At 37.9% G+C, this 21,601-nt stretch carries 19 protein-coding genes; 15 read left to right on the top strand and 4 right to left on the bottom strand.

The annotated features are described in order from the left end of the window. The first annotated feature begins 12 nt into the window (after nt 1-12). From L2D08_RS16995 to L2D08_RS16955, 9 genes are read left to right on the top strand one after another with little or no spacing between them, the layout of a single operon-like run. Nucleotides 13-981 (top strand): ATP-binding protein, encoded by a 969-nt coding sequence (locus L2D08_RS16995; RefSeq protein ID WP_242235492.1) that lies wholly within the window; start codon nt 13-15, stop codon nt 979-981. Continuing rightward, a complete protein-coding gene (locus L2D08_RS16990) occupies nt 968-2,032 on the top strand; it encodes an alpha/beta hydrolase (RefSeq protein ID WP_242235490.1) in 1,065 nt (354 codons plus the stop codon). Before L2D08_RS16995 ends, L2D08_RS16990 begins: the two co-directional genes overlap by 14 nt. Beyond that, the gene (locus L2D08_RS16985) at nt 2,022-2,249 is read left to right on the top strand and encodes an acyl carrier protein (RefSeq protein ID WP_242235489.1); all 228 of its coding nucleotides are present in this window, start codon (nt 2,022-2,024) and stop codon (nt 2,247-2,249) included. Before L2D08_RS16990 ends, L2D08_RS16985 begins: the two co-directional genes overlap by 11 nt. 5 nt (nt 2,250-2,254) lie before the next feature. After that, a complete protein-coding gene (locus L2D08_RS16980) occupies nt 2,255-3,757 on the top strand; it encodes a class I adenylate-forming enzyme family protein (protein WP_242235488.1) in 1,503 nt (500 codons plus the stop codon). After that, a complete protein-coding gene (locus tag L2D08_RS16975; RefSeq protein ID WP_242235487.1) occupies nt 3,754-5,325 on the top strand; it encodes a methyl-accepting chemotaxis protein in 1,572 nt (523 codons plus the stop codon). The genes L2D08_RS16980 and L2D08_RS16975 overlap by 4 nt, the downstream gene beginning before the upstream one ends. Before the next feature lie 12 nt (nt 5,326-5,337). Beyond that, the gene (locus L2D08_RS16970) at nt 5,338-5,652 is read left to right on the top strand and encodes an STAS domain-containing protein (protein ID WP_242235485.1); all 315 of its coding nucleotides are present in this window, start codon (nt 5,338-5,340) and stop codon (nt 5,650-5,652) included. Beyond that, on the top strand, nt 5,652-6,494 hold the full coding sequence (locus L2D08_RS16965; RefSeq protein WP_242235483.1) for a PP2C family protein-serine/threonine phosphatase: 843 nt from the start codon (nt 5,652-5,654) through the stop codon (nt 6,492-6,494). Before L2D08_RS16970 ends, L2D08_RS16965 begins: the two co-directional genes overlap by 1 nt. A gap of 13 nt (nt 6,495-6,507) precedes the next feature. After that, complete coding sequence (locus tag L2D08_RS16960; protein ID WP_242235481.1) at nt 6,508-8,607, top strand: FapA family protein; 2,100 nt, start codon at nt 6,508-6,510, stop codon at nt 8,605-8,607. Nucleotides 8,608-8,622: 15 nt separating this feature from the next. After that, the gene (locus L2D08_RS16955; RefSeq protein ID WP_309241395.1) at nt 8,623-8,937 is read left to right on the top strand and encodes an STAS domain-containing protein; all 315 of its coding nucleotides are present in this window, start codon (nt 8,623-8,625) and stop codon (nt 8,935-8,937) included. A 537-nt stretch (nt 8,938-9,474) separates the two neighbouring features. Here the strand turns inward: L2D08_RS16955 and L2D08_RS16950 are convergent. Further along, nucleotides 9,475-9,738 (bottom strand): hypothetical protein, encoded by a 264-nt coding sequence (locus L2D08_RS16950; protein ID WP_242235478.1) that lies wholly within the window; start codon nt 9,736-9,738, stop codon nt 9,475-9,477. 364 nt (nt 9,739-10,102) lie between these two features. Continuing rightward, nucleotides 10,103-11,182 (bottom strand): RNA-guided endonuclease InsQ/TnpB family protein, encoded by a 1,080-nt coding sequence (locus L2D08_RS16945; protein WP_242235476.1) that lies wholly within the window; start codon nt 11,180-11,182, stop codon nt 10,103-10,105. A gap of 260 nt (nt 11,183-11,442) precedes the next feature. On the opposite strand from L2D08_RS16945, the gene L2D08_RS16940 reads away from it, so the two are divergent. The 6 genes from L2D08_RS16940 to L2D08_RS16915 all read left to right on the top strand — a co-directional run bounded on the left by L2D08_RS16940 (nt 11,443) and on the right by L2D08_RS16915 (nt 19,050). After that, nucleotides 11,443-11,853, top strand: a complete 411-nt coding sequence (locus tag L2D08_RS16940) for a YndM family protein (RefSeq protein ID WP_242235474.1) — start codon at nt 11,443-11,445, stop codon at nt 11,851-11,853. An 800-nt stretch (nt 11,854-12,653) separates the two neighbouring features. After that, nucleotides 12,654-13,472 carry an STAS domain-containing protein gene (locus tag L2D08_RS16935; RefSeq protein ID WP_242235472.1) on the top strand — a complete coding sequence of 273 codons (819 nt, stop codon included), beginning with the start codon at nt 12,654-12,656 and terminating at the stop codon, nt 13,470-13,472. A 606-nt stretch (nt 13,473-14,078) separates the two neighbouring features. After that, a complete protein-coding gene (locus L2D08_RS16930; protein ID WP_242235470.1) occupies nt 14,079-14,954 on the top strand; it encodes an ATP-binding protein in 876 nt (291 codons plus the stop codon). A gap of 953 nt (nt 14,955-15,907) precedes the next feature. Then, complete coding sequence (locus L2D08_RS16925; protein ID WP_242235468.1) at nt 15,908-16,315, top strand: MerR family transcriptional regulator; 408 nt, start codon at nt 15,908-15,910, stop codon at nt 16,313-16,315. Nucleotides 16,316-16,353: 38 nt separating this feature from the next. Further along, nucleotides 16,354-17,673: a hemolysin family protein gene (locus L2D08_RS16920; protein ID WP_242235467.1), complete on the top strand. Its 1,320-nt coding sequence runs from the start codon at nt 16,354-16,356 to the stop codon at nt 17,671-17,673. Nucleotides 17,674-17,727: 54 nt separating this feature from the next. Further along, complete coding sequence (locus tag L2D08_RS16915; RefSeq protein ID WP_242235465.1) at nt 17,728-19,050, top strand: hemolysin family protein; 1,323 nt, start codon at nt 17,728-17,730, stop codon at nt 19,048-19,050. 261 nt (nt 19,051-19,311) lie between these two features. Here the strand turns inward: L2D08_RS16915 and L2D08_RS24535 are convergent, their stop codons facing one another. Beyond that, nucleotides 19,312-19,560, bottom strand: a complete 249-nt coding sequence (locus L2D08_RS24535) for an IS3 family transposase (RefSeq protein WP_375337607.1) — start codon at nt 19,558-19,560, stop codon at nt 19,312-19,314. Nucleotides 19,561-20,098: 538 nt separating this feature from the next. Further along, entirely contained in the window at nt 20,099-21,487 is a 1,389-nt protein-coding gene (locus L2D08_RS16910) for an aminotransferase-like domain-containing protein (RefSeq protein WP_242235463.1), read from the bottom strand. Nucleotides 21,488-21,601 lie beyond the last annotated feature (114 nt).

The raw sequence follows: 21,601 nt of genomic DNA, 5'->3' as shown, positions 1-21,601 counted from the left end.
GGAGGCTGTGATTTGAGGCGGTTTATTAATAAAGTTTTTAAAGATTCTTCCAGGGAAACGATTATTGGTGCTCCGTCTTTTCCTTTACAAATGTCCTATTCAGACTTGGACTATATGACAAAAAGAGGATTTCTTGCAAGAAAACTAGGCCAGTATATAGGTTTGCATTCAGACGAGACAGCCATATTATTTTATCTATCATTCTCACGACTCTCCTTTGCTGATTCAGATAAAGAAAACCAAAATGAATACCTTATTTATTTAAGTGAACAAATGCTTAAGTGGAATAAATTAGAGGAAAACATTCCAGCCGAAATAAAAAACATGGATGTAAGTCCTGATATTCAAAATATATTGCTAAAAGCTTATGAAATGCATAAAACGGATTTGTTCGCTCTCTCTTACGAAAAATCTGTTCAAGAAAATAAAGTGAATGTAAGTTCGCAGATGGATGAGAAATGGCTTATATACAGGGATGTTATTTACGCAGCGACCCAGGAGAAGTTTTTGCTTATTTCCAAAGAGGAAGCAGATAGTTATCGAAAAGGAATTGTCTTTTGTGAAGGAACAATTAAGGCCCGTTCTGATATTCCTGTGTGCCGTAATCTAGCCAAAGCAAGCCTTGAATTACAAAATTTAGGCACATCTTCTATTATGAGCTTGCTGCTGGTTTTGTCAGAAGCTATCACGAATACAATCAAGCATGCTGAAGAAGGAAAAATGACGCTGATCAAGGATGAAAAAAATCATGAGATCCGATTTATAGTTGAGGATAATGGTCCAGGGTTTTCTTTGGAAGACTTACCCAGAACCACTTTATTAGCTGGATTTTCCACAAAACAATCTCTTGGACAAGGCTTTACTCTCATGATGAAAATGTCAAAACGTATCTTATTGTATACGTCTTCCAAAGGATCAACAATCATTTTGACATTTGATATGAACAAAAATAAAGGAGGTGAATTAAATGCAACAGGATGATAAAAGAAAATATTTATCAACAATTGATAAAACTCTTATAACGGCTTCTTTAATAGATGGGTTTTGGGATAGATGGAAAGCCCATGGTTTAAAAGAAGCTCATGTAAATAGCATGCGTAAATCTTTCTTAACTAAAGACATATGGATGGAAGGCTGGAGTGAACTGGCAGCGCAATCGATTTCATTAGCAAAGGAAACAGACTGCAGGCAAGAAGCAGAGCATTGTTTTCAGCTGGCAGGACTTCACTATCAGTTAATGTATTGGTTGATACCCGAAAGGAATGAAGAAAAAAGCGTGTGTCTGCATAAAAGTTTACATGCTTTTTTTCAGGCTGACCACCTTTCACAATTTAAAACCAAGCACGTTCAACTTTCGATCGAAAGAGAAAAATATTCAGGCAGACTGCGAATTCCACATAGCCCAGCTGGGATTGTAATCATTATTAACCCAATTGACTCAGCAAAAGAGGAACTCTTCACATATGAACTGGATTTTCTAAAACATAATTTTATCACAGTCAGCTTTGACGGACCTGGGCAAGGTCAAACATACACAGACTATGAGATAAGAGGTTCAACGGAGCGATGGGGAAGGTTTATTGATGCATTAATCGATTATACACATGCTCAATTTCCACGTGTGCCACTGTACTTATTTGGTACGAGTTCGGGCGCTTCTTGGGCTATCTATGGAAGCTGTAATCCTAAAGTGACCAAAGCTGCAGCTGTCTCACCTGCCTTTTTAAATCAAGAAATACAGATGCCGGAATATTTCATTGAACGGACAGAATATATTTTGGAAATGGGAGAAAAGAATATGCTTCCTTCCTTTGATCACCTGCATTTTTTAAACCCAGTTTTTTTAGTACATGGCAAAAAAGATGTAATGGTGGCTGGGCAGGATATTGATAATTTATATAAGAAGCTCCCTAGAAGTAGTTGTTTAAAAGTATATGAACAGGAAGGCCATTGTTGCAATAATTCACTGCCGGAAATAAGAGAAATAATAGCAGATTGGCTACAGAAAGGTGCTGATCCTCATGACGTTTGACAATTTAAAACATGTAATTTCGGAGATTTCCAAACTGCCCTTAAACGAAATTCAGGAACACTCTTCTTTTAAAGAAGATTTGGAAATCGATTCACTTCAAATGGTGAATTTAGTAATTGAAATTCAAACTAGATTTGGCATAGACATAAGTAAAATACAAAGTAATGATGACTTGGTATCTGTGGGAAGCATGTTTACTGCTTTTACAAGGGAGTAAGGGAAATGGAAACTTTTTATGACATCATTTTTAATAGGACTGATAACCTGGTAGTCGAGAAGGAAAAAGCTAGTCACAAAACCGCTTTGTCTACGTTAACAAATTCTTACACGTATGGGGAACTAAAAAAGGAAATAAAAAAATATAAATCAATGTTAAGCGAATATGGGGATTTAACTGGCTACAGAGCCGCCTTAATTATCCCGTCAGTATTTACTTATACAGCATTATTTATTGCAATAAACAAACTAGGTGGGACAATAGTACCCATAAGTCATCAATTTAAAAATCATGATTTAACATCCGTACTAGAACTAACCAAACCTCATTTTATATTTACAGCTCAAAATAACGATCATACAGAACAAATACAATTAGTGAAAAGATGGGTCGACAAAGAAGGAAAACAAGTGAATTTTTATTTCCAAGAAAATAATCAATGGAAATTAAATAAAAGTAATGGAGAAAAATACGAGCAGGATAAGGAAAAAATTGACGTGATAGGATGCTCGTCTGGAAGCACCGGCGCTCCAAAGGGAATTATGATCAATATGAACTCATGGAAAAGCTGGATAAACCAGATTGAAAAAGAGTTTAAATTATCTGAGGAGGATGCGATATTTTCTACTTTCCCTTTAAATTCGCCTTACGGGATTGCCTGGTTACTTACAAGTTTAAAGAATGGGACAAAGATAATCTTTCCAGAGAGTTTTGATGTTTTTAAAATTATCAATTATTTGAGGAATCACCATTGCAACAAAATAGTAGCTACACCTTCCGCGTACAATTCATTGAATTTATTTTTACAGCAGGGAAATAGAGACGTTTTAGAAAGACTTGATAGAATTATGATCTCTGGAGAGCCGGTCACGCCTGCTTTTATTGAGTCATTAAAAGGAATGGAGCATTGCATGTTGACGGCGTGTTACGGAATATCTGAGCAAGGAATTTTACTGGTAAAAAAGGATATGAAAGAATTGTATAAATCCGGATGGGATTTAGTGGACGGTATAGAGGCGAGAATAGGGCACGATGATGAATTAGTTTTTAAATCTCCCGCTGTATTGAATGGATATTATAAAAGATCAGATTTGACAAAGGAAGTATTAGAAAAAGGTTGGTATTATACAGGGGATTTAGGAACCAGGCTGGAAAATGGAAACATACAACTGATTGGAAGAAAGAAAGACATGATTAAAAAGGGTGGACAGCAAGTAATACCAGGTGAAGTGGAAAAGGTGTTGGCTAAACATAAACACGTAAAAAGTGTGAGTATAGTAGGCGTACCACATCCAATTTTAGGAGAAAAAGTAGTGGCATTTATTACAGGAGAAGTGCTGGTTCCACATACAGAATTATACAATTTATGTAAAAGGGAGATAGCGAGATATAAGGTACCCGATGAAATTTATCAATTAGAAGAATTGCCGATGAACCAAGGAAAAATAGATAAATTAAAGCTAAAGAAGCTGGCAGCTAACAGCGGGGCTTCGGAGGCAGAGCAATGAGACCTGCATCATTAAAAACACAGTTTATTGTCAAAGCTTTTATTATTCTTTTAGTCATATCGCTTGTCTCCGGCGTATTTCAAATTTATTTAATTCAGGAACAAGTACAAAAAAGCGTCAATAAAGAAGCCGATTTAATTGCTAAAAGTATAGAACAGGGAATAACTTCAACTAACTTAGCGGCCTTAAATATAGAAAAACAAATAGATTTAAAAATGGAATCTTATGCAGTGCATATTGCCGATTTGATAAAGAATCAAACCATTGACGAAATCACAACTGAAGAACTAATCAGCATAAGAAACGAATTAGGACTTGCAGGCATTACTTTATTCGCAAGAACAGAGGATAAAACTGATATCATTGGAACAAAATCAAGTGATAGAAATGAAATAGGGTTTAGTTTAAAAGAGTTTAGCGAAGACGGGTACAGCAATATGGATGATATGCTGAAGGATAAGCCACCGACAAATGATGGATATTATTCATACATGACAAACAATCTATTTATTATTCCGATCTCTCAATCTGCATCAAATGAAGAGGAATCCGTATTTTTCAAATATGCATATTACCACGTGAAAGGGACAGACTATATCATTAACCCGTATATAGAAGCAAATGAGGTATATAAATTCACAAACGCGACAGGGCCTGACGCTTGGATAAAAGCCTCAAGAAAAGATAATCCGTTTGTAGAAGAAATTGCCGTGCTAGATAACAGAGTTTATAAAGATCCAAGCTTAGCAGAAAAAATATACCCACCTTTGAATAAAATTGTACATGGAAAGTTTGAATATGAAACAAAAAAGGATGTAGAAACGCTAATAAACTCAACAAAAAGTAAAAAAGTTGTGACGTACATTCAAAAAAACAACGGCAAAAAAGTATATAAAACGTTCTTGCCAGTAAATGAAAATAAAGTGATTTATATTGCGCTGGATTATGAAGAAATGAGTGCTCCTATCTACAAACATTCAATTATTCTAATTTTAACTGGATTAATTTCGTTATTATCATTGTTTCTACTTATTGTGAAATTTTTCAATAGAATCTATGGAAATATACTAAAAATCATGAGACAGATTAATCTTTTAGAAGAAGGCAATCTTACAGCAAAAAGTAAAGTGAACGATGGAAGTGAGCTGGATACGTTATCAAAAACAACCAATAGAATGGTAGAAAAGTTAAACCAGCTTGTCACAGACACCCAGGAACAAGCAAAAAAAACACAGCGGCTTTCTATGATTTTGGAAATGGAAACGGCGCAGTCTTTGGATAAAATGTATGCAGTATCAACAGAAGCGACAATGAAATCAAGAGAGCAATTGTATGAAATTACGGAATTTTTAAATGATGTATTAAATGCTTTAGAACCAACTAAAGAAAACTCGTCCGTTATAGAGAATGTCGAGAGGATGAAAAAGGTCGCAACGGACCGTACTGCAGCTGTAACGAATGCAACCATTACGTTATCGGATTTAATGCAGTCTCTTCATGAACAATCAAGCGAGCTTTCTGCCATCTCTAATATCTTACTCAAGCATATCAGCAAATTTAAGCTTTAAGGAGGTTTAAAAATGCTCACTATTGAAAAAGAAGTACAAAATGTTACGGCAATTCTTAAAATTAAAGGACTTATTGATATTACTACCACTAATATTATTGACCTTTATATGGAGGATATAGGCAATGTAGAAACTGTTTTAATAGATTTCTCAAGTCTTGAGTTTATAGATTCTACAGGAATTGGCTCTATAATGAATGCCATTTATTTATCCAAAGAAAAGAATTTCAAACTTAAGCTTCAGGGTATTGATGAAATAACAAATGAAGTATTTGAAACAGTAGGGCTGTACGATATCTTAGAAGCGTTTGACGGGGAGGTTATCTGATGTATAAAGATAGCGCGACATTTATACATCAGAATAGCCATGACCCAACTGTTTTAGATAAAACGCTAAAGCGGGAAATCAAATTGGCAAGAAATATTCAATTGCAGCTTTTAAATGGGAAAACACCTGTTTTTGAAGGTGGAGAAGTTTCCGGTTCTTCTATTCCTGCCCGTCTTATTGGCGGAGATTACTTTGATTTTTATCCACTGGTAAATGGAAAAATTCGAATTGTGGTCGGTGATGTAATGGGAAAAGGCATTCCCGCTGCTATGCTGATGATTTTAACAAGAGGCGCTTTTCGAAGTGCGGCGGAAACGACTAAAAGTCCAGCTGATACGTTGAAATCCATGAACCAGGCGCTTTACGATGATTTGAGGACGCTTAAATCCTTTGTAACATTAATATGTGCGGACTGGGATCCTAAAACTTATGAACTCACCTATGCAAATGCGGGCCACACTTTGCCGCTTTATATTAAAGGAAAAGAAAAAGTAGTCGAGGAATTGCCGAGAGTTAAAGGAATCATGGTAGGGGGATTGCCCAACCAGGTATATCATAATCAGACGGTCCACCTAGACAAACAAGATATCATTTTCTTTTATACAGATGGCATTATCGAAGCACAAAATAATAGCAGTGAACAGTATAAATTGCACCGTCTTATTGCTGCTCTATTGGAAAACAAGCAAAATAGTGTAAGCGAGATTGAAAAAAATATTTTAGCATCGATTGAAGATTTCACTGAAGGTGCTCCTCAAAGAGATGATATTACAATGGTTTTATTAAAGATTGGTGAACAGGAAGCGGAAATATCCAGTTTAAATTCTCCAGTAATGAAGTAGGGGGGGAAAGTCGATGCAAAGTATTGTTTCAAAAGGGAAAACAATTCAAGAAGCCATAGAGACAGGTCTTAACTTACTGGAAGTTTCGAAAGACGAAGTTAATATTGAAATTATTCAGCAGGAATCTAAAAGTTTTTTTAAAATGAAATCAAAAGCCGCAATTGTGAAGCTTACAAAATTAGAACAAAAACCTATTCAGAAACAAGAAAGTGAAGAAAATCAAATAGATGTTGATCCATTTGAAGTAATCAATGACTGGATTGATAACATTCCAGATTCAAAAAGCATGCCTGAGTTTCTTACAGTAGAACAAGAAAACGAATTAAAACAAGACGAGTGGACGAAACCTCAATCGGAAAGTCTGACAGGCAATGCCTGGGTAAAAAATGGAGTGCTATTGTGCGAGTGTTCTCCTACACGTTTTCCCATGGTCACAATACCGGATGGAGTGAAAGTGTATAGAAACAACCAGATAATTCAAGAACGCACCTTTGTCATGACTGAAAAAGATGAGTATAAAATACAGTTGGAAAGTGAAGAAAAAGAAACTAGTTGGGAACTAGTAATGGATCCACAAAAATTACATGTAGAGCTTCATATTGAACCTGGTTATAAAATTACCCGATCCTTGTGTGATACTGAGCCAGCCCAGCACATTGATCTAGTGATTGAAGAAAGAAAAGAAGTGCAAAATACGTTATCTTACGAAGATGTTGTGAATAAATTAGCAGATTTGGGGGTTAAACATGGTTTTCATCAAGGTGAAATTATAAAAGCAACAGAAGCATCTGAGCCAGTGGTTTTTACCATTGCCTCAGGAATAGAGGCAATACCCGGAAAAGACGGATACATCGAGCTTAAAATTAATACTAAAACAGAGAACAAGTTAAAAGAAAATGAAGATGGCCGGGTGGATTATCGGGAATTTAAAACCATTCCAAATGTAGAAGTTGGTACAGTCATTGCCATATTACACCCTCCCATTCCAGGAAAGCCAGGAAGAACCGTAACCAATGAACCTATTCCTCCAAAACAAGCAGCTCATGTCTTTGTAAAAATAGGACGAGGAATTACCGTAGTTGATAATAAAATCATTGCTATTAAATCAGGACGTCCATACTTTGAAGAAAGGGGGAATATTGTAAAATTTTCTGTAATGCCAAAATTAATACATCAAGGAAATGTAGATCTTTCTTCTGGAAATATACGTTTTATGGGTGATGTGGAGATTACAGGAGAAGTATGCGAGCGTATGAAAGTAGAAGCTGAAGGAAATATTGTTGTGCATAAATCTGTAAATATGGCTTCTCTAACTGCATCCGGGGCAGTCGTTGTCAGTGGGAACATTGTTAGCTCGGAGATAACAGCTGGAAAAAATAATATAGTTGTTGCAGAAGTCGGAAATTTATTAGAGCCTATTAATAAAGATTTAATACGCATCATTCAAATAATGAAGCAGCTAATGTCATCGCCTGGATTTAAAGCGAATGATCTTTCTAGAAATGGATTGCAGCCATTAATAAAATTACTATTAGAAAAAAAGTTTAGCACATTTCCTGCTTTGATTAAACAATATGTAAAGACAGTCAAAAAGGGAGAAAACTATTTAACGGATAAAATATGGATGGAAACAGCGGCATCATTATCAAAGCTTTTTTTATCGTTATCTAAAGAAGTGATCTCAATTGAATGGATTATGGAATTGTCAAAGAAATTACAAGAGCTGCATGAATTAAGCCAAATGCCTGTAGAGCCTAACTCTTATATCGTTATCCCAAATGCATTAAACAGTCGTTTATATTGCAGCGGTGATGTAAAAGTAACGGAACAGGGAAGTGTCAATACAAAAATAGTTGCTGGCGGTAAATTGAATATTAAGGGTGCATTGCGAGGAGGAGAAGTATTTGGCCAATTAGGTGCAAAAGTTAACGAAGCAGGGTCTGAGAGCCGAACGCCTACCTTAATAAGTGTGCCGAGAGACCAGAAAATTTATATTGATACAGCAATGGACGGAACATCGATAAAAATAGGAAATGCCCAGTACAATTTTATAGAAACAAGGAAGCATATTATTGCCTATTTAGACAAGAATGAGAAAATTTCATTTGAATAACATGGAGGGAACTGCGTGATTGATTTTTTACTGAAAGAGACGGCAGATGAGAATCTTATTGTGTTGTTCAATGGTGATTTAGATATTGATTCCACTGAAGTAGTGGAAGAAGAATTACTGCCTGCTATAGAGAATTACAAGCTAGTGAATATTAATTTTGAAAACGTGCCATTTGTCGATTCATCGGGAATGGGTTTACTGTTAACTATCGTTCAATCTTTGAAAGCAAAAGGAGTTAAAGTCACTATTTCTCAAGTGAATGAGGATGTTCAGTTTATATTCGAAATGCTTCAAATTCCTGAAATTTTAGGGGAAGACACATTTATTTAAGTACGTATTTTCTTAGAACGTTAAAATGTACATTAAAAGCCTCCTCTATGCCGAGGGGGTTTGGTTATTGTTATTGAATTGTAAAAATGCTGTCAGCCTTTCTATTTGTTTTCCATAATCTTAGAAAGACAGGTACGGACAAACAAGAATAATCACCTGCGGCTCCTTTCTAAACTTGGGGGGCTATAAAACAAAGAGCTAATCCTTACTGATCAGCTCCGTTTTGCTTTATAAAATATAATTGTTAACGGGTAGTACCGCTGAAGTTTCTTTCTCTGTGACACAATTCTTCGAAGATTTCCGCGGCAATGTCTTGCATACTTTCGCTGGTCTGTTCCTCAGCCAAGTCCTTAATATCCACGGACAACAATATTGACAGTAGTTCCTTTTCCGGCTCGATGCCGAGTGCCTCATATTCTAGTGCATGCCGTACATGCCCCTATTTAACGGAGCGCTTAATAAATTCCGCTAACTCAACAGAAACACCATTTAACCGGGCATCTTTCATGTGTGAATGATCCATCGATCTTTTTTACTTCATTTTTTAGCTGGGCATGCATAGGGCAGCAGCACCGTTTTTTGGCCTGTAACTTCTGCAAGTTTATTAATTTTTTTCTGATAAAATCTACGGTCGAGTGAAAGCACGTTTTTGTGATCCATTCCTTCAATTAAATAAAGCTGCATATCCCATAAATCGGAATAAACTTTTGGGGAGGAGAGCTCGGCGGCAATTGTTAAGGCATCTGTAAACCATCCAGAAATTGCGTAACCCGTCGTCTGCAACTTTACCATTTCGAACAACGTAGGAACTTCCAGCACAAAAAGGATAAAAGGGTCTTTCATAATTGCCGTAAGACAGTTCCGAAGGGTCGGACACATTCGGCTTGTTGTGTATAAAGAATTAAGTAAAGAAAAATGGCAAGTTAATCTTAAAAGATTTTCCTGTACCATGATGGATTTGACACTCCCACGGCTAAAGCCGCAAGCCCTTCACCTTGCGGTGAGACGGGTGGGATTCTGAAGTGCGGAACCATTCACTGTCCATTTCTGTTTAGAATTCGCCTTCAGTTAGGGGCGGTGTCATCAGCCCATCCTGCTTCGTTATGTATGCCTTCGGCATACATGTACCTTACAGGCGGTCCTGCTGTTACCACAGGACTAGGTGTTAAGCTGCTTGCTTGTCTTTCTTTTTTGCAAGGCCGCTGATGGCTTTCGAAATATTAATGGCCGCATTTACATCAGCGTGAAGTGTGTACTGGCATTTGACACACGTAAACGTGTGTCTTTTTCGATTCTTTTTGTCTACATGGCCACATTTACACGTTTGGGAAGTGTGATATGGATTCACGTACTCAACTTGAATACCAGCCATTTTTGCTTTGTATTCAATAAACTGTTGAAGCTGATAATGTGCCCAGGAATGCAGATTTCTGCCTGCGTCTTTTTTTGATTTTGCTTTACGACGAATACCCGTCAAATCTTCCATTCGAATGCAGCGAACACCGTTCTCTGCAGCGAAACGAACAATTTGCCGGCTCATTTTATGATTTAGATTTTTCATCCACTGTGATTCTTTGTTTTTCGATTTTTTAATAACGGAGAGAAGCTTTCGCTTTCCTAACTTTTTTCTTCTTGAAGAAAATGTTCTTCGAATGAAAGCAGCCTCGTTTCCGCGAAAGAAGAGCGTTTTCGTACCAACCGAGGCAGCAGCTAAATAGCTCAGCCCTACATCGATGCCCATCACTTTTGATGAAGAAGCAGCTCGTTTTGGTTCAAACGAAATAGAAAGCGAGATATACCATTTGCCTTTTTTCTCATACAGCTCAGCGGCTCCTTGTTTTGCCTGCCCGGAAAGAATGTTATCCAGCCAGTGCTGCTGATACACTTCTGCGATAACCGGTACACCAATTCTCTTTTCTAATGTAGGGAAAGACAGCTTATATAAACCATTTTCCTTTTCGATAGCGAGGTTTTGATTGTTAAAACCGCACCAGAAACGGCGAAACGTTTTTGCTTTTTGATTCTTTTTCTTGGATTTCACTTCACGGATGGTTTGATTCACTACTGCCGAAGGTAGTTTTTCTTGCGAAAAAAGCTTGTAGACCTTGGACGTTGCTTTAGACAGTTCTTCATAACTTAGCAGCCAGTTTGAAAAAGAAGTATTTAATTCGGTCATTTTTTGATACATCTGTTTCTTTGTTTCCGTTGGTTTCATTAGCTCCAACCTTAATGAAATAGTTTCCACTTTTAAGCCTCCTTTCCAATTTTCTTTTATAGAACAAGTATACAAAACCTATGTTCGTTACGCAAATGCTAAAATTTTAAAAAATAAAAAAATCGAACCTTTGACATACCTGAAGACATGTCCGGTTCGACCTCGCTCTCATCCCACCTCTGAAAAAGTGGGCTTTCCCGCTTGGAAAGTCTGTAAAAAAAACAAAGCAGGTGTTTATTATTTCTATTTAGGGTATTAAATGAGCATCAAAGAAAAAGGAGGAAATGAACATGGATCATGTAAAAGCACTTATTATTAAATTTGTGATGGTCACAGTCGTACTTGGGATTGTACTTACTGGAATGTACGATGGGGAGTTCAGCGATACGCTCCTTATCAGTGCTGTTCTTACAATTCTCGCTTATGTAGTTGGGGACTTGCTTGTATTCCGCAAAGCAGGTGATGATCGTGAGCGTAATGCAGATCACTCTAAGAGAAATGGTATTGCGACTGTATCGGATGCCGTATTAGCTTTCTTTGTCGTTTGGCTTATGGGTAAATCACTATTTATCAATGATGGAGATGTTCTAGCAGCTTCTTTTATCTCGGCAATTGCTATTGCAGTTGGTGAATGGTTCTTCCACAAATATCTTGATAGACACGTTTTTGATGAAAAGCATGCTCACTCTCGTGTTGAGTAACATGTAAAGCAGGGGATTCTTATGACGGTACGCATTATCATAAGAAATTCTATTCTTTTATTTTACAATCTAATGAATAAAAACTTAAAAAGAACAACGAAGTAGCCCGTTCGAGAACCTTCGACGGGCTTTTTTACTGGTCTTGTCGGTCATCTTTTCTCAAACACACACACGTTCAGATACAGGTTTTTGAGCCGAGCCATGTGTAAAATTACTGCTTTATGGACTAACCTGAAAAAACGATAATGTGTGAAATCAGCACCGGCTAATAATAAAAGCACCCTCTAAACCTAATGAAGTATGAAAAATAAAAGGTAGTTACAACTGTTTTTATAACAAGTATGTAAAATTTCTTTAGCTTAAATAATTTCCTTGTCATATTTAAGACACGCTGCACTTCATTAATATTTCCCCATGTAACTCTCCAATACACGGGCGGGTACCGGAGTTTATTTTCAATATTTCCCCTTTTAAATGCATTTTTTCATTCCAGCAATGCGCCTATATGGATTCATATTCATATTCACTTTTACTAACGGTTAGTTTATTATCATATTAGCCGTCTTATCTCATGTATCAGTACACTTCATTCCTCTAAGGATTGATTATGTAAGATACTAACCTCAATCAATAAAAAGCGGATAACCGCTAAACGGATTATATACGCTTTTTGTCGACACGGGTCCAATAAACAAAAGTTTTTTATTAGAAAGTATAACATGATACAAATTTTCCCACAGTATATTCATGATACGAAGTTTATAATAAGTTAACGACTAAAGAAAAAGGCGTGATGACGAATGGCTTCGTTTATAAATTTATCAAAATATATGGCTGAAAATGCAGAGCTTCTAGCTGGTGAAGTAGTTGAAGCTGTTCTTCATAAAATGAATTTAAATATTCCACTTTGGGAGAAAGAACAAGCTATCCACATGTATGTGGAGCTTTTGGGCTTTTTGGGGGAATCACTTATGGATGAAGATCAAGATACAGTTCCGAATACCCTCATCGAATGGAGTAAGAAGAATGCAGCTATGCAAGTATCATCAGGAGGGAAAATCTCGGAAATTGTTGTCCGTTATCCTCCAACCAGAACTGTTTTTAACGAAATCTTCACAAGAGTTAGTACAGAGCTTGGGTTATCTTTAAAAGAAAATGCTCTGATCATAAAACAAATCAACATGATGTTAGATATCAGCTTAAACGAAACTATTTTTGCTTTCGAACGCCTTTCAGATCAATTTAGAGAAGAAACTCAAAAGGAATTGGCTGCATTATCGGCGCCTCTCGTACCCGTAAAAGATGGAATTGTGATTCTTCCGTTGGTTGGTGATATAGATGCTTACAAAGCAAATCATATCATGGAACATGTTGTTCCTAAAATTCCCATCCTGGAGGTAGACCATGTGATTGCTGATTTTTCGGGTATTTTAACAATCAATAAACAAATTGCAGAGTATCTTTATCAAATAGGAGAAATGCTTCGTTTAATGGGAGTGCATGTTATTACCACAGGTCTGCGGCCTGAATTAGCACAAACTGTGATAAATAGCGGGATCAGCTTGTCTACAATTGAGTCTTATGCGAATGTAAAGCAGGCATTAGAAAGTATTAAGTAGTCTTAGTACTTACAGTTTTTAAGTACAATTAATTTGTTCTTGGATAAACGCTTTGTCCGTTTAAAAATAGGTAAAGAAACGAACAGAAAAGGGATCGTTTTTTCTTTATAAAAAATCCCGTTGCATTAAAAAGGAATAAAGAGTAGAATTTGAATCAAACAAACCGTCGGGAGCCTGTGGGATCAGGCTGAGAGTACAACTAACCCGTTGTAGACCGTGATCACCTGTTGGGTAATGCCAGCGTAGGGAAAGTGGGAAGAATCATACCTATCGACACTTTGCCTGCGCAAAGTGTTTTTTATATTTATACAAAATGAGTGAATTAACAAACATGAATCAACAGCAAAACAGTATAAAACAAATTATCCTAAGAAAAACACAGTGATATATAGAAAGATATTAATTTAAGTAACCAGATATTCCGTAGAGTATAGATCAAAAAAATAAAGAATTGGAACAGGGATAAATTAAAAACATGATGTATTTATTACAATTTACCTATTCTAAAGGTATTTAGCATGTTATTTTTAAATAAAATATAAAATTTTCATTGAAATATATTATCGGAATGAGGCTAGGCAGCCATTCGGAGAGGAAGTGAAACTTATGCCTTTGAGAACGCTTTCAAAAAAGGATTTAATTGCTATTATCGAATACCAGACCAGTCTTATTGAACAATTAGAAAAAAATAGCTCGGGCGGCCATAACTCTGCTGTTTCTAGTGGCAAGTCCGGTTCTAAAGAATCTCAACCGCTGCTTTCTGTTGTACCATGCAACGGAGCTTTAAGCCAAAAGTTAATAAATATAGAAAAGTTAGAAATGGTCAGTCATCTTGCTGCAAGCATTTCTCATGAAGTAAGAAACCCGTTAACTGTAGTAAAAGGATTTATGCAGCTTTCCTTAGATGATAATCTGTCTTCAGCAGATAGAAGCAGCTACTTAAATACGGCAATTGAAGAATTAGATCGCGCTTCGGAAATCCTTACTGACTATTTGAGCTTTGCAAGGACAGAAGTTGACAAAAAGGAAATAGTGATTGTTTTCAAAGAAGTCCAGCGTGTGATTAATGTTCTGACTCCTTTAGCGAATATGAACAATGTCCAAATAAGCTTTTCCTTTGAAGAAAATAAAGATTCTTTCATTTGGATTGAAGGGGGAAAGTTCGGGCAATTTTTGCTTAATATTATGAAAAATAGTATTGAAGCTATGCCGGACGGGGGCAGATTACATATCAAGCTTACTGAGTGTATAACTGCTGTGCAGATCGATATCAAGGATGAAGGGATAGGCATGACAGAAGCGCAAATCAACTGTCTTGGGAAGCCATACTTTACTACAAAAGAAAATGGAACAGGGCTCGGTATGCTGGTTTCGTTTAAAATTCTAAATGAGTTGAATGGGAAAATAAGTGTAGAAAGCGAGGTGGGGAAAGGAACCTGTTGGAAGGTCGTTCTCCCTTTTAATAAGCAGAGAACAAACTGATTGGACAAAATACGCAGCAGTTTCGTTTTTAATTTAACATACATCTAATTATATTGTATTCGGATTTATAGCAAAAAATAGGGATGGTCTTTTAATCAAGAAATAGATCCTGTCTTTTGCTATACACCCAAAATTTTATCAGTAGTAAAGATATAGAAGAATATTAATTCTCTTTGTCGGCTTTTGCAATATACTTTTGGATTTGATATGTGGCACTAAATATCAATGTATTCCTGTCTAATCGGTAGTACAGTAAGATCAAACAATCATGATGGAATCAATTAAGTATGTGATAGAGGTGGTGGGCTTTAAGGCGATATAATCATTTCAGCAAAGTAAAAATTGAACAAAAAATTAGCGCCGTATTCCCCTTCAAAATCTTTGATTTAGGTGGAGAGGTTCACGAGCAATTGTTTCTATTATCAAAGCAATTGGTGAAGAACCAAAAGGAAGAATATATGGAGGATTTACAGACTTTCTAAGCGGGAAAGCCACTTCTTCAGAGATGGGATGAGAGCAGGGCCGAACCGGGCATGTCTCTTGACACGTCAAAAGTTCGAATTTTTTGTTTTTAATTTTAGTATTATGATGCATAAAAATGTAGTGTGAATGTATTTTTCTAATCCTACTATTTCTAACGATTTGTGTGTCACTTTTGATGGTATTTTGCGCAGATTTTAAGTGTTAATGTGTGTAATAGAAATATAAGAGGCTCATGATTTTCTTGGGGGCAGTCCCCGGGTATAATCATGAGTCTTTTTCTTCTTAATTTTGTTAAATCGCTGATTGGAATTTATTTTTCTACAATCTAATTTTTTCTGTATGTGTCCAAATAATGAATTTTCCTACCTTTTTAAAAAATATGAAACTAAAATAAAGACTAAAACGTAATACTGTATACTTGCTTCAAGATATAATAAATCAAGTAAGGTTTAAATCATGAATAAGGAGGCGTGTACATTGGGAAGGCGTTATTGCGTATTGGCGAAGTGGCGAAATTAAGCGGACTGTCGTCTCGGACGATTGATTACTATACACAGTGCGGACTGCTGACTGTACAGCGTTCTTCGGCAAATTACCGTCTGTATTCAGAAGATATACTCCAGACATTAGAAAGAATTAAGCTGTTGAAAAATCAGCGTTTGTCTATTTCTGAAATTAAACAGGTTCTTCAAGTACCTGAAAATAAAGAAATTGAACCGATCATCTATGAAGTACAGGATGAAATTGACTGCCTGCAAAAAAAACTGGCGGTATTGGAAGAAAGATTAAAAAACGCGCCGCAGGATGAGAAAAAAAGGGTGCGGTCCATGATTGAACAAAAACTAGCAGACGTTATGACCCTTTTAACGATGCTGTAACTATTTCTGGAGGTGAATCCCTCAAGAGAGGGAAATAATTGGACATTATAACCATAAACTTGTTTTTGCTTGTACTTTTGCTCGGGCTGACGGCTTTCTTCGTTGGTTCAGAGTTTGCGGTGGTCAAGCTGCGGATGTCACGCATTGACCAGCTGATTGCAGAAGGAAATAAAAAAGCAGTACTGGCCAAAAAAGTAGCCAGCGACCTAGATTATTATTTATCGGCGTGTCAGCTTGGCATTACTGTGACGGCACTCGGGCTTGGTGCGCTCGGAAAGCCGGCAGTAGAGAGCCTGCTTTATCCGGTATTTAACTATTTTAATGTATCAGCTGCTGCAGCATCTGCTTCTTCCTATGCGATTGCATTTATCCTAGTGACGTTTCTCCATGTCGTAGTGGGGGAAATGGCACCGAAAACACTGGCTATCCAGTTTTCCGAGAAAATAACACTTCTCCTGGCCCCGTGGCTGTACCGGTTCGGCAAAATGATGTTTCCATTCATCTGGGCATTAAACGGGTCATCACGTGTGCTTCTCCGCTCATTTGGCGTAAAGCCGGCAGGGCATGGTGAATCATACTCTGAAGATGAACTGCGCATCATTATGGCGCAAAGCTTTCAGGGCGGCGAAATCAACCGGTCGGAGCTTTCGTATATGGAAAACGTCTTTACATTTGACGAGCGTGTGGCAAAAGACATTATGGTACCAAGAACAGCGTTTATAGCGCTTGATAAAGGAATGCAGTATAGCGACATTGTTCAGGTACTGGCTGAACATAACTATACACGCTACCCTGTGACAGAAGATGGCGATAAAGACCGCATTATCGGTGTTGTCAATGTGAAGAAAATGCTGACGCATATCGCGGCGGGCCGTGAGCGCAAGCTGGAAGAGTTTGTGCGGGATCTTCCGTTGGTTCATGAAGTGACAAGCATTCAAGAAGCGCTTTTAAAAATGCAGACTGCCCGCGTTCACATGGCACTGGTCATTGACGAATATGGCGGCACAGCCGGTATCATCACAATGGAAGACATTCTGGAAGAGCTCGTTGGCGAGATCCGCGATGAGTTTGATGCAGACGAAGTGGCAGACATTGTAAAAAAAGGCGAAAATCAATATGTGATTAACGCTCTTGTTCTTTTAGAGGAATTAGAAGACCGGTTTGGGATTGAATTTGAAGGAAGCGAAGATGTCGACACGATTGGCGGCTGGATCCAGTTCAAAAAGATGGAGAGTGTCGAAGTTGGGGATACCATTGAGCAGGGAAGCAATATCTGGACGGTCGCTGAAATGGATCATTATCAAATTAAACAGGTCCTCCTGGAGCGCATTGAAGTCGAAAACGAGGAAAATGATTGATAATTACACGGTACAAATACTTTTGGAGGTGAATCCCTCAAGAGAGGGAAATAATTGGACAGTATAATATTATTAAACTTGTTTTTAGTGGCAGTGATGATTGCACTGACAGCATTTTTTGTAGGTGCCGAATTTGCAATCCTGAAAGTGCGTATATCCAGAATTGACCAGCTCATATCAGAAGGAAATAAAAAAGCGGTGCTGGCCAAGAAGGTAGCCCATAACCTGGATTACTACTTGTCTGCCTGCCAGCTTGGCATTACAATTACGGCCCTCATTCTGGGTGCGCTCGGGGAGCCGACGGTTGAAAAAATCCTTCACCCGGTCTTTGAGAGCATGGAGTTATCGGATGCGATGGCGACGGTGCTTTCGTACGCTATTGCTTTATCACTCGTCACGTTTTTGCACGTGGTGCTTGGAGAACTGGCTCCGAAAACGCTGGCTATTCAATTTGCGGAAAGAATGACGCTGTTACTGGCGCCTCCGCTTTATTGGTTCGGTAAAATTATGTCTCCGTTTATCTGGGCATTAAACGGTGCTGCACGTATTTTTCTCCGCCTGTTTGGTGTAGAGCCTGCAGGACATGATGAAGTTCACTCCGAGGAAGAATTGAAACTTATCATGCACCAAAGCTTTGAGAGCGGTGAAATTAACCAGACAGAATTAAATTACTTGGAAAATATCTTTGCATTTGATGAACGCATGATTAAGGATATTATGATTCCGAGAACTCAGATCGTCACCCTCGAAAAAGATATTTCTTTTGAAGATATGATTGCCGTTTTTGATGAAAACGATTATACACGCTACCCTGTCACAGAAGCACATGACAAAGACTATATAGTCGGCTTTGTGAATACAAAAGAAATGCTGACGCATGTTGCAGCAGGGAACGATCGTGAATTGGAGCGTTTTATACATGAAATGCCGCGCTTCCATGAAGCCACTCCGATCCAGGCTGTTCTCGTAAAAATGCAGCAGAGCCGGACACATATGGCCATCGTAACCGATGAGTATGGCGGTACAGCGGGTCTTGTGACAATGGAAGATATCCTGGAAGAAATTGTGGGCGAGATCCGGGATGAATATGACATAGATGAACAGCCGGACATTTTAGAAAAAAGTGAAGAGGAGTATGAAGTAAGTGGGCTTGTCCTGCTTTCAGACTTAGAAGAACGATTTAGATTCACGTTCCCAGACAGTGAAGATATTGATACAATCGGAGGGTGGATCCAAGTGCAGAGTCCGGATTTGCCTAAGGAAGGAGATACAATTGCCCTCGATTCGCATCTCTGGACGGTCACTGAAATGGAAAATTACCAGATAAAGACAGTCGTGCTCCATCTGAATGCAGATCCATCACCCTTAACTTCTTAAATAAAAAGCATGATTCCTTAAGGGAATCGTGCTTTTTTTAGCTATACGAAGAGAATAATTTTATTTAAACAAATACTTAACCAGTTAACATTTTGTTAAATGAAGTGTACGTCATTTTAATGATAAGGTACTATTTAGGAACGAAAAAGAGCTGTCCAAACAATTTTAAATATACATAACTTTTTAATGATGTGATCTTTTGACTTTAAATAGCCTTTGACTATGTAGCTTAATTTTCGGGTTTGGATTGTCAACACTAAATTAAACAGCTTTTTTAAGGGGGCGTTTTTTGTATTCAAGTGGACTTACCTTGCCGGGGGTTCCATGAATATGCAGCTTATTAAACCAATTAACGTAATCGCTGAACTCAAGCCTAAGCTGCTCCAAACTGTCAAACTTCATTTGGTGAATGAATTCCGTCTTGATAATTTTAAACGTAGCTTCCGCTACGGTATTGTCATACGAGCAGCCTTTCATACTTAAAGACCGTTCAACTCCAAAGGTTTTCAGTGTTTCATCGATCAGGAGAGGACGGAGTCAGATCATATTCATTCATAATAGCTCGTTTCGTTTTTTCGTTCCGGTACAGATGCACCATTTTTTTTTGAACTCAGGTGTAAATGTGCGGCGTTTTCGCTTTGCCGTAGTTGGAGCTCCTCATCTGTTTTAGGGTGACCTTAATTTTTCTGTCCAGATAAGTGTAGACGCTCCAAATACCCGGCATACTCTTGACAGTTGCTCTTCCTTTTTTCGCAGTCAATCATTCATCATTCATATCGACTGAGAGGGAAACCAATAGCAATTGTATGCAAACTTAGTAAGCGTGAGTGTTCCTATACAAAAGTGTACCTATGCAAAAGTATACATTTAGGCAGGTACACTTTTTATAATAAAGTATAGGCGGATTGAACCCCGCATATCCTGGCTTCGTGCTGCGCTTGCCTATATTAATGGAATAGTCAGGTGTTAGTTAAACTTCATAATTACATTAAACATTTGCATGAATATCCGATTTACAAGACCTGCAAATAATTTTATATTATTCAAATTAGCCGAGATATTGTTTTAATATGTTTAATCCCGTTTTTAGCTCGTGCAGTGAATTTGTAGCAGAAAGCGCAATACGCAGATACTTATCATGTGTAGTCTGCCCGCTGAGAAAACGATCGGAATGAAAAACGCCAACACCATGCTTCTTCAAATCTGTTTCCAACTGAATAGAATCATGAGGTCCCTCGATAGGGAGCCAGCGAAAATAACTAAGTGGATGTCCAGCATTCTTCTGTGACGGAAAATATTCTGAGTAAATATCATTTGCAGCCTGGGCAAGCTGTTTCTTTTGAGAGGCAATTTCATAAGCTTTGCCTGATAAAATAAGCTCTGTAATCACCTCTACATCTAAAGAGGACGTTTTCACATTAATATTAAAAATGGCATGCAAAATCTTCTTGCGTAAAGAGTCACCGTAAACCATATAGGCGACCCGGAGTCCGGAGCATATGCTTTTGGATGTTCCGCAAATATAAACACTTTGTTCCGGGAGTAAATTAAACATCGGCTGCTTGTAGTCAGAAATAATTCCAGCTGTTAAAAATGCATGGACGTCGTCTTCAATTAAAATTAACCCGTGCCTGCGGATCACGTCTGCTAACTCGTGCTTCCGAAAGTCTGAAATCATCACGGCAGTCGGATTGCTGCAGGAAGGCATAAGAAAAATACCGTGAATATCTACTTGACTGCAGTGTTTTTCCAGTTCATCTGGCAACATCCCATATTCGTCTCCTGGAATTGGGACAAGCTGGATATGAAACATTTTGGCCATCTCGATAAAATTTGAAAATGTATACAAATCCGTTGCAATACGATTGCCCGGCTCGAATAGAGCTGATAATGTGATTGCCAGTGCATTTTGTGCGCCTGACACAATGGCAGTATGTTCCTGATCTGCACGGATGCCGAACGATTCCATCCAGTTCAGCCCAGCCGTTTTTTGATGCGGGATACCTGTGGGATCGTTATAATTCAGCAGCTGATTCAAATACTTTTTCCCGGCCACTGTTTGAATGGCTTCTGTTACAAGCTCATTGGTCTGCTCAAAAGAAGCGCCAAAACCAAGGTCGATCCAGCTTGTGGTTTCATTCGCTGAAATGGTGATAGAACGGGCAGCGTTAGGCGCAACAAAGGTTCCGCTCCCAGTGATTGCGTATATCAATCCTTTTCGCTCGCATAATGTGTAAACGCGGGTAATGGTCGTAAAATTTAAGTCCAGAAAATCGGCTAATTCCCGCTGGGGAGGCAGCTTGGTGCCCGGTGCTAAAAAGCCGTTTACAATATCCTGCTCAAGCAGAGATGCAATCGACTGATAAAAAGGGCGCTTTAGTGCTTTTTTATCCGGTTTCCAGGACATAGGGTAGTGTTCAAATGAATTTACGGGCATGAGGAATCCTCCTTTAAAAATTCCATACAACCGTATCACAAATTGTATGGGTTGATAAAGGGAACAACAAATGTAAAAGCGATTTAATAAGTACAGGCAAGATAGGAAGAAAAA

The sequence above is a fragment of the Domibacillus sp. PGB-M46 genome, from assembly GCF_022668875.1.
In the GTDB taxonomy this organism is placed as follows: Bacteria; Bacillota; Bacilli; order Bacillales; family Domibacillaceae; genus Domibacillus.
The sequence above is the reverse complement of the archived record's forward strand: the minus strand, read 5'-3'. Positions and strand labels throughout refer to the sequence as shown.